This is a genomic window from Janthinobacterium sp. SUN073, from assembly GCF_030397665.1.
Classification (GTDB): Bacteria; Pseudomonadota; Gammaproteobacteria; order Burkholderiales; family Burkholderiaceae_D; genus Janthinobacterium.
The window spans coordinates 203,724-216,252 of record NZ_JAPUBT010000005.1; the positions used below are offsets into that span (position 1 = coordinate 203,724).

Annotated in this window: 10 protein-coding genes; 5 read left to right on the forward strand and 5 right to left on the reverse strand. The window is 66.9% G+C overall.

The genetic code is table 11. The annotated features are described in order from the left end of the window. Positions 1 to 53: 53 nt before the first annotated feature. From O0882_RS15915 to O0882_RS15925, 3 genes are all read left to right on the forward strand, one after another. Positions 54 to 572, forward strand: a complete 519-nt coding sequence (locus O0882_RS15915; protein ID WP_289949472.1) for a sigma-70 family RNA polymerase sigma factor — start codon at positions 54 to 56, stop codon at positions 570 to 572. Next, positions 572 to 1,540, forward strand: a complete 969-nt coding sequence (locus O0882_RS15920) for a FecR domain-containing protein (protein WP_289949474.1) — start codon at positions 572 to 574, stop codon at positions 1,538 to 1,540. The genes O0882_RS15915 and O0882_RS15920 overlap by 1 nt, the downstream gene beginning before the upstream one ends. Positions 1,541 to 1,653: 113 nt before the next feature. Further along, positions 1,654 to 4,128 (forward strand): TonB-dependent receptor, encoded by a 2,475-nt coding sequence (locus tag O0882_RS15925; protein ID WP_289949475.1) that lies wholly within the window; start codon positions 1,654 to 1,656, stop codon positions 4,126 to 4,128. Between the two features lie 9 nt (positions 4,129 to 4,137). Here O0882_RS15925 and O0882_RS15930 read toward each other — a convergent pair whose 3' ends face one another. The 5 genes from O0882_RS15930 to O0882_RS15950 form a co-directional block, all read right to left on the reverse strand. After that, a complete protein-coding gene (locus O0882_RS15930; protein ID WP_289949477.1) occupies positions 4,138 to 5,025 on the reverse strand; it encodes a pirin family protein in 888 nt (295 codons plus the stop codon). Further along, a complete protein-coding gene (locus O0882_RS15935) occupies positions 5,022 to 5,420 on the reverse strand; it encodes an OsmC family protein (RefSeq protein ID WP_289949478.1) in 399 nt (132 codons plus the stop codon). Before O0882_RS15935 ends, O0882_RS15930 begins: the two co-directional genes overlap by 4 nt. A 78-nt stretch (positions 5,421 to 5,498) precedes the next feature. After that, entirely contained in the window at positions 5,499 to 6,245 is a 747-nt protein-coding gene (locus tag O0882_RS15940) for an SIMPL domain-containing protein (protein WP_289949480.1), read from the reverse strand. Positions 6,246 to 6,280: 35 nt separating this feature from the next. Continuing rightward, on the reverse strand, positions 6,281 to 8,611 hold the full coding sequence (locus O0882_RS15945; RefSeq protein ID WP_289949482.1) for an SUMF1/EgtB/PvdO family nonheme iron enzyme: 2,331 nt from the start codon (positions 8,609 to 8,611) through the stop codon (positions 6,281 to 6,283). A gap of 19 nt (positions 8,612 to 8,630) precedes the next feature. Beyond that, positions 8,631 to 10,946 carry a hypothetical protein gene (locus O0882_RS15950; RefSeq protein WP_289949485.1) on the reverse strand — a complete coding sequence of 772 codons (2,316 nt, stop codon included), beginning with the start codon at positions 10,944 to 10,946 and terminating at the stop codon, positions 8,631 to 8,633. Positions 10,947 to 11,301: 355 nt separating this feature from the next. On the opposite strand from O0882_RS15950, the gene O0882_RS15955 reads away from it, so the two are divergent. Then, entirely contained in the window at positions 11,302 to 11,538 is a 237-nt protein-coding gene (locus tag O0882_RS15955) for a hypothetical protein (RefSeq protein ID WP_289949487.1), read from the forward strand. Positions 11,539 to 11,725: 187 nt separating this feature from the next. Beyond that, the gene (locus tag O0882_RS15960) at positions 11,726 to 12,424 is read left to right on the forward strand and encodes a hypothetical protein (protein ID WP_289949489.1); all 699 of its coding nucleotides are present in this window, start codon (positions 11,726 to 11,728) and stop codon (positions 12,422 to 12,424) included. Positions 12,425 to 12,529: the final 105 nt, after the last annotated feature.

A 12,529-nucleotide genomic window follows, 5' to 3' on the forward strand; every position in this document is an offset into this window, starting at 1 on the left:
AGCCGGCACCCCGCGTTCCGTCAGCCCAGCTCATCCCTTGCCAGGAGAACGCAGTGAGCACCGTCAGTCCCGTCCATGCCGTCCCCCTGACCACCCTGTACAGCGAACACCACGGCTGGCTGTATGGCTGGCTGCGCGGCAAGCTGGGCAACCGGGCCGAGGCGGCCGACCTGGCGCAGGACACATTTTTACGCCTGCTGGGCAAGCGCGATGTGACACCGCTGGCGCCCCTGCGCGAGCCGCGCGGCTACCTGGCGACCATCGCGCGCGGTCTGCTGATCGACCGCTACCGGCGCCAGGCACTGGAGCACGCCTACCTGGAAGCGCTGGCGCAGCAGGCCGAGCCGGCATCGATGTGCGCCGAAACGCATGCCATCATCATCGAAACCCTGCTCGCCGTCGACCGCCTGCTCGACCGCCTGGGCGCGCGCACGCGGACCATCTTCCTGCTGGCGCAAATCGAAGAACTGAGTTACGTGGACATCAGCCGGCGCCTCGGCGTCTCCCTGCCGACCGTGAAAAAACACCTGGTGCGGGCCTACACGGAATGCCTGCTGCTGGCGGCCGCCTGATGTTCACCGCATCCGCCTCCGTTTCGTCGCCTATCCCCCGCAAGGTGCTGGCCGCCGCCGCCCACTGGCATGTGGAGCTCCAGTGCGGCAGCGCCGACCCGGCCGCCGTGCAGGCATGGCGCGATGCCAGCGCCGAGCATGAGCGGGCCTGGGAGCTGCTGCGGCGCATGGACGGCCAGCTGGCCACGCTACCGGCAGCGCTGGCGATTCCCGCGCTGCAGGCGGCGCAGCAGCGCCGGCGCGCCGCCGCCAAAATACTCGCCGTGCTGGTGGCGGCCGGCGGCGGCATCGCGCTGGGCCAGGCGGGCTTGCAATCGGGTTCATGGCAAGCCCTGACGGCATCCTTGCGCACGGCGCCGGGCCAGCGCCGCCACGTGGCGCTGGCCGATGGCGGGCGCCTGGAGATGAATACGGATAGCGCCGTGGATGTCGCTTACAGCGCCACACAGCGTCGGATCCGCCTGCACCAGGGTGAAATCATGATCACGACGGCATCCGATGCCCGCCCCTTCCTGGTCGACACGCCGCACGGCGTGATCCGCGCGCTGGGCACGCGCTTCGGCGTGCGCTGCGATGCGGATGGCAGCACCGTCAGCGTCTTCGAGCACGCCGTGGAAGTGCGCTGCGCGGCGCGCCCGGATGCCGTGCGGCGCCTGGAAGCGGGCCAGCAGTTGCGCTTCTCCGACACGGGCCTGGCAGCCGTGCTGGCCACGCCCGCGCACCAGGACAGCTGGCTACGCGGCATGCTGGTGGCGGCCGACTGGCCCTTGCAGCAACTGCTGCGGGAACTGGCGCGCTACCGGCGCGGGCGCCTCGTCTGCGACGCCAGGGTGGCGCGCCGTCCCGTCACGGGCACCTACCGCCTCGACGATATCGACGCCGTGCTGGAAAGCCTGTGCGCCTCGCACGGACTGCAAGTGACGTACTTCACTCGCTACTGGGCCACGGTGTCGGCCCGGCCGGCATAATTATTTTCGGTTTTTTTGCGCCAGGGGTTGGTGTTTCGATGCGCTGCTTCGGCTTCATGGATAAGTAGCCGATTCATCCTCCATTGACCATACCCTGAACAGAAAGACCGAGCATGCAGCTGATCACCCCCGTCCTCCATCCCGCCGCGCGCGCCATCCGCCTGGCCGTCCTCGCCATGGCGTGTACCGCCCCTTCCGCCTTCATCGCCACGCCCGCGCTGGCGCAAGGCCAGGCCGCCGCCGCGTCACAAAGCTACGCCATCAGCGCCGGCCCGCTGGCCACCGCCCTGAACGACTTTGCCGTCGCCGCCGGCGTCAGCCTGTCGACCGATCCCGCGCAGACGCGCGGCCTGCGCTCGCCCGGCGTGCGTGGCAGCGTCAACGTGGCGCAGGGTTTTGCCCAGGTACTGGCCGGCAGCGGCCTGGAAGCGCTGCAGCTGCCGAACGGCGCGTATGTGCTGCGCCAGGCGGCGCCCTCCTCCGCCTCGGCGGCTGGAGTGGAAAAAACCATGGCGCCCGTGACGGTCAGCGCCAGCATGGAGCGCGACCCTGTCAGTGAACACAGCAACTCGTACGCGGCGCGCGCCGTCACCGTCGGCAAGGGCGTGCAAACCCTGCGCGAAATTCCCCAGTCCGTCAGCGTCGTCACGCGCCAGAAGATGGACGACCAGAACCTCAACACCATCGACGCCGTACTGGCCAACACCACCGGCATCACCATGTACGACAGCCCGATGGGAGGACGCTATGTGTATTCGCGCGGCTTCATGGTCGACACGTACCAGTTCGACGGCGTGAACCGCGCCATGTACTACCCGCAGGCGAACAGCTTTACCAGCAATACGGCCATGCTGGATCGCGTGGAAATCGTGCGCGGCGCCACAGGACTGCTGCAGGGCACGGGCTCGCCGGGTGCGGCCATTAACATGGTGCGCAAGCGCCCGCTGGCGGAAAAGCAGGTGCAGCTAGCGCTCGGCGCGGGCCGCTGGAACGACGTGCGCGGCGAAGTCGACGTCACCGGCCCCTTGAACGAGTCGGGCAGCATCCGCGGCCGCGCCGTGGCCGCGCATGACCAGCGCGATTATTTCTATGACGTGGCAGACAGCCGCACCGACGTGCTGTACGGCGTGCTGGAATTCGACCTGGCGCCGGGCAGCAAGCTGACGACGGGCGCCAGCTACGAGAAACTGCACGCGACGCCCTTCTTTTCCGGCATGCCCCGCTACCGCGATGGCAGCGACCCGAAGCTGCCGCGCGAAACATTCCTCGGTGCCGACTGGAACCGCTGGGACAGCCGGCAGACGGCCGTCTTCGCCGAATTCGAGCACCGCTTCGACGCCGACTGGTCGCTCAAGGCCAGCGCCAACTACACGCGCGAGCGGCATGACGTGAAATACATGTTCAGCCAGGGTGCGCTCGATCCCGCCACCATGGCCGGCATGATGATGTACGGCGGCGTCTTCGACTACGGCAGCACCAACAAGGGCATCGACCTGTCGCTCGATGGCAAATTCAACGCCTTCGGCCGCCGCCACGGCTTCAGCGCCGGCATCAACACGAACCGCCTGGAAAGCGCCAGCGATTTCAGTCTGGCCCTGCTGCAGCAGCCGAACAACCCGCTGCGCCCGAATCACGGCGTGGCCGAGCCGAGCGACGCCTGGTTCCGTGAAAACAGCTATCGGGGCGATCCCAGTGTGACGAAGATGACGCAGACGGGCGCGTATGGCGTGGCCCGTTTCAGCGTCAGCGATCCGCTCACCGTGGTGGCCGGCACGCGCGTGTCGAACTACAAATGGAGCAGCGTGTACCGCGACACGGGCGAGGTGTATATCGACCCCTACCGCGAAAATGGCGTCGTCACGCCGTATGGCGGCGTGATCTACGCATTCGACAAGCGCTGGTCCGGCTACGCCAGCGTCTCCGACATCTTCCAGCCGCAGAACCAGCGCACGGCCGAGGGCGCCCTGCTCGACCCGCTCAAGGGACGCAACCTGGAAGTGGGCGTGAAAGGTGAACTGTTCGATGGCAAGGTGAATGCCTCGCTGGCGCTGTTCCGCATCGAGCAGCGCAACCGCGCGGAGCTCGACCTGGTCAATACCTGTTCCAGCGGCACGGAGTGCTATTTCTCGGCGGGCAAGGTGCGCAGCGAAGGCGTCGATGCGGAAATCAGCGGCGAAGTGGCGCCGGGCTGGCAGCTGTTCGCCGGCTACACCCTGAACAATTTCAAGTACCTGGAGCAGACCTCGAATGCGGGCGTGATGTTTGCCAGCACCTACTCGCCGCGTCACATGCTGCGCGCGTGGAGCGACTACCGCCTGTCCGGCGCCTTGCAAAAGTGGAGCGTGGGCGGCGGCGTGAACTTCCAGACGCAGAGCTCGCGCGTCACGCGCGACGTGACGGTGGCGCAAGGCGCGTATGCCTTGTGGAGTGCGCGCGCCGCCTGGCAGATCGACCGCAACTGGACGGCGGCGCTGTCCGTGACGAACTTGCTCGACAAGCGCTACTACCAGACGGTGGGTGCGCCGGCGTGGGGCAATTTCTACGGCGAGCCGCGCAAGGCCGCATTGACCCTGCGCGCACGCTTCTAAACCAAGCGCCTAGGTCGCCGGGCGCAGGGGCGCCTTCGGCAACGGGATGAATTCCGTCTCGCCGGGCACTTGCCCCATGCGCTGGGCGCTCCAGTCGTCGGCCGCCTGCGACAAGCGCTCCTTGCTCGACGAGACGAAATTCCAGAACAGGTAGCGGTGGCCGTCCAGCGGCTCGCCGCCGATCACCACGAACTGCACCGGGGCGCTGCCTGCCGTCACCACGGGCACGGCGCCGGCCTCCAGCAGCGCCATGGTATGCGGCAGCAGCGCCACGCCATCGAGCAGCACCTCCCCGCTGATCGGGTAAATCGCCGCTTCCGGCGGCAAGTCCTCCAGGCGCAGCTCGCGCCCCGCCTGCAGCGCCACGTCCAGGTACACCGTTTGCATGTAGGTGCGTACGGGCGAAGTCTGACCAAAGGCAGTGCCGATCAACACTTTCACGACGGCGCCATCGAGCGCCACGACGGGAATGTCGGCCTGCGGCGTGTGCGTGAAACTTGGTTCGTCCTCTTCATGCGCCTTCGGTAGCGCAGCCCACAGCTGCAAGCCGTGCGTGCGGTGCGGCTGGCCGGCCAGGTCGTGCGGCGTGCGCTCGGAATGCACGATGCCGCGCCCGGCCGTCATCCAGTTGATGGCGCCCGGCTCGATGCGCTGGCAGGAACCGATGCTGTCGCGGTGGTCGATCGCGCCCTCGAACAGATAGGTGACGGTGGCCAGGCCGATATGCGGATGGGGGCGCACGTCGTGGTTGGCGTCGGGCGCCACGTCGATGGGGCCGAAGTGGTCAAAAAAAATGAAGGGGCCGACGGCCTGTTTGACGGCGGACGGCAGCAAACGCCGCACGACGAAGCCGCCTCCCAGGTCCTTTTCGTGGCTTTTCAGGATGGCCGCGCTCATGCCAGCACCGTCGTCACTTCGGTGGTCACAGCCGTCATCAATTTATGCAGCGGGCATTTGCCGGCCGCGGCCAGCAATTCCTCGCGCTGCGCATCCGTCAGCTCGCCCGTCAGGTGCAGGGTGGCGGCCAGCCGGTACACGCCCTTGCGCTCGTCGCTGGCATCGCGCTCGGTCGACACTTCCACATGTTCCAGGGGGATGCCCTTGTGTTTGGCGTACCAGACCACGGTGAGCGCCTTACAGGCCGACAGGGCCGCGTCATACAGGTCGTGCGGTGAAGGACCGGCATCGCCGCCGCCTTCAGCCACCGAGGCGTCGGCGGAAATGATGTGATCGCGCACGTGCACGATGTGGCGCATGGGTTGCGACTGGTCGCGGATGGCTTTGATGGTCATGGCGTTCCTTGGAGCGTTTGGAAAGCCACAATTTACACCGTTTGCCCGCTTTGCGCAGCCAGCTCCCTGGGCGCCAGGTTATTTGATACGGAACACGGCGTCCACCGTCTGCCCCATCTTCAGGCTGGTGACCATCAGCATGTCGTCGGGATTTTGCCGCTGGCGGCTGTTGGCGCGCTGGTAACGGTCGGACGGCACCAGGCCCACCGCATTACCCAGGTTTTTCAGCTGATCCGAGGAGATGCCGGCCACGGCGCCCACGCGCTTGCCGAAGCCGCGCGCCATGGCGTCGGCCTTGCGCTGTGCATCCTTGACGGCTTCGCCCATCAATTCCTCTTCCAGGCGAATGCGTTCGGTGGCGCCGAAGGTGACGGCAAACGCATCGAGGTTGGGCATGGCCAGCAGCGGACGCATGACGGCGGGCCATTTCGACAGGTCCGCCACATTGATATGCACGCTGGCCTTGATCAGGTACTGCGGGTTGGCCGGGTCCTGTTCCGCCCCCTTGCGAATTTCCTTGCGCACGTCGCGCACCTCGATGCTGGCCGCCGCCTCGGGCAAGCCCTGCTCCACCAGCAGCGCCTTGACTTCCGTAATGCGCGTCTGCACGAGGGCCGTGGCCACGTCCGGCGCGGGGTCGAAGACGCTGACGTCGAAATCGATCTCGCCCAGGTCGGGCATGACAAAGCTGAACGCCGTGCCCGTCGCATGGATGAAGGGATAGGAGGGCAAGTCGCCGGCCAGGGCGGAGACGGGCAGGCAGGCGAACAGCAAGGACAGCAGGCGGCGTTTGAACACGGACACTCCGGCACGGTTAAGGTGCATGAAGTATCCGTCAAGATGGCAGATTTAACAATAAATTAATCGAGCGTGCGCGCCACCCTGAAACCGACGATGTCGTTCGACAGCACGGTGGAAAAAGCGTTGCGCAGGGCCGAGCGCAGGTAGCGCGGGTGGTACAGCCAGGAGCCGCCGCGCAGGATGCGCCGGCTGCTGTCGCTGCCCTCTTCCCACGCGCTGCCATCGACTGGCGCGCCGTCGTAATTGTCGTGCACCACGTCCTGCACCCATTCCCACACATTGCCATGCATGTCGAACAAGCCCCAGGAATTCGGCGCGAAGCTGCCCAGCGGCGTGGTGCCGCCCCGGTACACGCCGCGCGGGCCGCCGTTGTAGACATACAGGCCGTCGTAGTTGGCTTGCTCGGTGCTGATCGTGTCGCCCACGTTGAAGGCCGTGCGCGTGCCGGCGCGGCAGGCGTATTCCCATTCCGCTTCGCTGGGCAGGCGGTACTGCCGCCCGGTGCGCTCGCTGAGCCAGGCCAGGTATAGCTGTGCGTCATTCCAGCTCACGCCGACCACCGGGTGCAGGTCGGTTTGCACGAAACCGGGATTGTCCCAGTCCGTCTCGGAACCGCCCGCCCAGCCGGTCGCCTTGACGAAAGCGCGCCATTCGCCCACGCTGACGGGGTGGCGCGCCAGCGCGAACGGGCGCTCGATGCCGACCCAGTGCTGCGGCGTCTCGCGTTCCAGCCAGGCCTGCTGCGAGCCGGCCTGGATGGCGGCCTTGTGCTCCGTTTCGTGCGCGCCCATCTGGAAGCGGCCGCTGGGAATGAGCACCAGTTCCGGGCCCTGCCCCGCGCCATCGGGGAAATCGTCGCGCAAGATGCCTTCGGCATTGGCCACCGGCTGCACATGTTCGGGTTCCGATTCCGCTTCTGGTGCCGGCGCGGATGCCGGGGCAGGAACCGACGCGGCGGCGCGGCTGGTCTCTGCGCGACGCGCCCGTTCCTGCTCGGCGCGATAGGCCGCCTCCGCCTTGGCGACGATGGCCTTGCGCTGCAATTCCTGATGCTCCTGCAAGGCCGTGGCGGCATCGGCTTCGCGGCGCGCGCGCAACTGGCCGCGCAGCGCTTCCTTGCGCAGCTTGCGCGCCTCTTCCGCTTCGAAATGGCGCTGCGCTTCCTGCTCGCGGCGCAGTTTGTCCTGCCGCTGCTTTTCCAGCGCGGCGGCATGGATTTCCGCCTTGCGCCGCTGGTCCAACTCTTCCTGGCGGATCCGGGCCCGCTTGATCTCTTCTTCGCGGGCCTGTTCGGCGGCCAGCGCCGCCTGCCGTTGTTGCTGCGCCTGCTGTGCCGCGCGCGCCTGCTGCTGGCGCGCCTGTTCCGCCAGTTCTTCGGGCGACGGCCCGGCGGCACGCTCCAGATTTTCCAGCAAGGCTTGCACCGATTGTGGCCGCAGTTCCGCCGTCAGCGAAAAACCGTTCTGCAGCACCTGCCACTGTTGCGCGTTGAGCGCTTGCGGTGTTGATGGCAAATGGCTGGCGCTGCGCGCATCGTCGAAAGGCATGCGCCCTTCCAGCATCTGGTAAATCATCACGGCCACCGCATACACGTCCAGGCGCGGGCTGGGCTGGCGCTGATTGGCGCCTGCCTCGGGCGCCCGATAACCGTGCGTGCCCGCATTCGGCATGTCCAGCGCCAGGCTGCTATCCGCATTGCGCACGCGCGTCGCGATGCCGTAATCGAGCAATTTGATATCGCCTTTCGCCGTCAGGAAGACATTGCCCGGCTTGATGTCGCGGTGCACCAGCTTGTGCTTTTCCCACGCATACGACAGGGCCTCGGCCACCGGCTGCAGCAATTCCTGCACGGTCGACAGCGGCAGCGCGCCCTGGCGGCCCAGATAATGCTCGAGGTCTTCGCCATCGAGGCATTCCATGATGATGAAATAGCTGGCCGTGGCAGGATCCTGCGCCCACTCGTAGACGCGCACGATGTTTTCATGCGCGAGTTTTCTCGCCTGCGTCGCTTCCTCGATCAGCAGCTTGGCGTGCGTGGCGCTTTGCGTCAGCTGCGGCGGCAAGATCTTCAGCGCCACCATTTCGCTGCTGCCCAGCTCCGCGTGCGTGGCCAGGTCGGTGGCTTGCCACACCTGCCCCATGCCGCCCGTGCCGATCAGCCGTTCGAGCCGGTAGCGGCGGTTTTGCGGGCCGATTTCCTGGCCCGTCATGAAGCCCAGCTCCGTACCCTGGCGCACCGGCAGCGGCGCGGCCACGGGTGCAGCGCCGGGCGGCGCGTACTCGGCGTCGAGGATGGCGTTCTTGCGGCGTTCAAATTCCTGCTCGCTGAGCAGCCCGTCGTCGTGGAGGGCGCGCAGTTCCCGCAGTTTGTCTCGTGCTTTTTGCATCATCTGGGGTGAAACGCTTCCATCAAGGCTGCAGGGCAACGCCACAGGCGGCGCAGAATTTGTCTTCGGGATGGCCCGCGCGCTGCGCATGGCCGTTCTTGCAGCGGGCCGGCGCGGCAGAGGCAGCGCCTGGCTGCAACGCCTGCGCCACGGCCACGCCCAGCTGCGCCTGCGCCGACAGGCCATGCGCGTGCGCCGCGTTCTGCAGGTTGATCAAGTCGAGCTGCTGGCGCCGCTCGCGTTCGGCCTGGCCTTCCAGGTAGCTGCGCTCCTGCGCCACGCTGTCCTGCGCCATGCGCATGGCGTCCAGCGGCGCGACGCTGTTTTCGGCCGCCGCCAGCGCCGCCAGCGCGTGGATCTGCTCGGCGCTCATGCCCGCCTGCAGCTGCACCTTCAGCACTTGCGCCAGCGCGGCCGCGTTCTGCCCGGCGGCCATGGCTACCTTGCCCGTGTCGCTCAGCGAGCCGATTTTCTCGATGCGGTCGATGTCGATACGCGCCAGTTCGGCCGCATGCGCCTGCTGCGCCAGCAGGGCTTCATACTCTCCCTTCCAGCGCGCGTAATCGCTTTCGCGCTGCTGCGCCATGGCCAGCAAGTCGCGCTGCCATTGCGCTTCCTGTTCCAGCTGGCGCAGCTGCTGGCGCTGTTCCTCGATGGCCAGCGCGTCGAGCTGCGCCAGCTGCGTTTGCTGCTGCAGCTGGCGCGCGTGCACGCCATCGGCCTCGATGGTGCGCAACAGCTTTTCCTGCTGCGCGATGGCGTCTTCACGCGCGCCGCCGCGCCGCAGCGCCGCCACTTTTTCCGCGATCTCCCCCGCCTGCACCTGGGCCGCTTCATCCTTGTGCGCCTCGGCGCGCAGCAGTTCGCGCTGGCGTGCCAGCTGCATCTGGTCTTCCCACTCCTGCACCCGCTCCGCTTCGCGCTTGCGCGCCGCATTCGCCAGCATCAGGCCCTGCCAGGCGGCCTGGTGCTGCTCCGCCTCCAGCTGCGCCTCGCGCTGGGCCGCATCCGCTTGCGCCTGGCGCAGGCGCGCCAGCTGGGTGCGGCGGCCCGTCTCGTCGTCGATCAGCAGCGCGCTTTCCACTTGCTGCGCGATCGACTGCAAGTGGACCTGGTGGGTAAAGCGCTGCTGCGCCAGCTGGATCTGTTCGCGCCCATGCAGCTGCGACAATTCCAGCTCGCTGCGCATCTTGATGGCGGCCAGCGCGCGCACGTGCTCCCAGTTGGCCGTTTCATCGGCGCGCTGTGCGCCCTTCTGCGCCAGTTCCTGTTCCAGCTCGCCCAGCGCCAGCGCGGCGCCGTGGTCGAGCGCCTGGCGCCGCGATTTCGCTTCCAGGATGCGCCCATACAGGTCGATCTGGCGCCCGCGCAGCGCTTGCAGGCGCTCCGCTTCCTGGTGGCCCAGCTCCGCCTTTTCCACCGTCGCATCCTGCCGCAGCTCTGCGCGGCGGTGCGCATGGCGCGCCGCCAGTTCTTCGCGGCGGATGCGCTGCCACTCTTCCTCGTCATACAGCTGGTCGAGCTGCTTCATGCGCTCCAGGCTGTGCTGCTCCAGTTCCTGCGCCGGCAAGCCGCCCAGCCACAGCGTGCCGATGGCGGCGTCGGCGTTGCCGTCGCGCTTGTCATGGCGTAGCGCCAGCGTCTCCACGCGCACCACGGCCAGGCCGGATGGCGCCAGGCGCTGGGTCAGCGCCGATTGCAGGCGTTCGTTCAATTCGGGGCGCAAGTCGGCATTCGCGTCCATCTCGCGCAGCGCGCGGCTGCCGATGAATTCCAGCGCAATCTGGCGCACGGACGGCAGCAGCAAGGCGTGCAGGTGGGCGCGCGTGACGGCGCCCGGCGCGCGCATGAACTGGCGCGCGAACGCATCGGGCTGGCCCAGCGCGATATCGATACGCAAGGACGCGGCGACGTTGAGCAGTTCCGTGCTGGCCAGGCCGGGCAGGTCGAAGTCGAGATGCACGGCGTCGGCGCGCGCGATCAGCACTTCGGCCGGACGCGCCGGCAGCAGCGCGGGCAGGCGCGCAAAGAAGGCGGCGCTGTCGTAGTCGCCGGCCGGTATCAAGGTGAAAGCGTCCGATTGCACGATCCAGGCGCGTGACTCGGCGGGCACCTGCAGGCGGCGCGCCGCGCTGCCAAACAGCGAGGACAGCTCGCGCACGCCGAAGAACAGGGCCAGTTGCCCATCAGCAAGATGCCATTGGTTGGCATGCAGCACCGCGTCGCTGTCGGGGGCACCCAGCGACAAGCCGCATTGCGCGCAATAGCCGGCGGCAGCGCCGTTCTTGTGCTCGCAACGCGGGCAGCGGGCGCCGCCAAAACCAAACAATTGGAACATATGTGACTCCTGATGAGAATGATTGTGTGCGCAAGTGTGCGCAACACGGCTGCCATGCCGATTCTAGCAGGACAGCAGGCGCGGCACCTGCCGCACGCCGCACGTGCCCGACACGGCGCACAACACTGTGCAGTGTCAAATAATGCCATGCGGCAAGTGCATTCATATGCACGGATACAGGGCTAATTAGGCCTCAATTCAAGCGGTCGCCCGCCAGCCCCGGGTGCAGGCATTTCAGCGCCGTTTTTTTGCAGGCCATCCCGCCAAAACCACGGCTGGTCGCATGCGCATGGCGCATTGGCGCGCGCCTGGCTACAGTGCATGCATACCCACCCGCCACCCGAAAGGAACCATCATGAAAACGTTGAAAAACATGGAAGCCATCTTTACCGTCGCCGTCGCCATCGCCTGCGGCGCCAGCTATATCAGCTTCATGCAGCCATCGGCTGCGAAGACCGCCGATGTGGCGCAAGCGAGCGCCATCCCCGTCGTGGTCGTCAGCGCCAAGCGCATGACGGAACAGGAAAAGAAAATCTCGCTGATCGAGGAACGGCAAGCCTTGCTGGGCAACGCCACCGCCAGCACCTTGTGAGCCATCCATGCTGACTGTATGCCGCCTGGCGCAGCGTAAATAGCCACGCGCCAGGCCGCCATTTGTATCGGCCACGGATACACGGACACACAGCATTGTGTCAATTGTAATAAGTTGAATCAAAGGCGAAAAACCGCCAGCAAGCGCCTATAGTCCATTTCACGCAATCACCGAAATGGAGCACACCATGAAACCCATCGCACTCTACGCAGCAGCCATGCTTGCCATCAGCACCGCAGCCTTTTTGCCGGCGCAGGCGATGGCACAGAATCAGCTCGGCGTGAGCATTGTCGTCGGCAACGCCCCGCCTCCACCACGCTTTGAAAGCGCCCCCGTGCCGCGCGCCGGCTATGTCTGGGCACCGGGCTACTGGAACTGGGACGGCCAGCGCCATGTCTGGACCGGCGGCGAATGGCTGCGCGAACGCGGCGGCAACCAGTACCGCCGCGCCGCCTGGATACAAGAGAACAACCGCTGGCGCCTGGACCGTGGCGGCTGGGTCGCCGCGCAAGTGCAGCCCGTGCGCTATGACGACATCCGCATCGCCCCGCCGCCACCGCGCCGCGAAGCCATTCCGCGCGCGCGCCACGGCTACACCTGGGCGCCCGGCCACTGGGAATGGCGCAGCCAGCGCTACGCCTGGACGCCCGGCGTGTGGATCGCCGAACGCCCCGGCTATGCGTATGCGCCACCCGCCTGGAACCAGCGCGATGGCCGCTGGCAGATGGAGCAAGGCCGCTGGTCGCCACGTGGCCCGAACGGTGACCGCGACCGCGACGGCATCCCCAACCGCTATGATCGCGACAATGGCAACCGCCACGATCGCGACGGCGATGGCATACCGAACCGCGACGACCGCCGTCCGGACAACCCGAACCGCAGCTAACACACGGTTGTAGTCCCCGCCAAGGCCCCCCATCGCGGTGGCCTTGTCATTTTCCGGACATATCCATGTATTAAAATCGCGCGACGATCAATCACACTGCGCGAG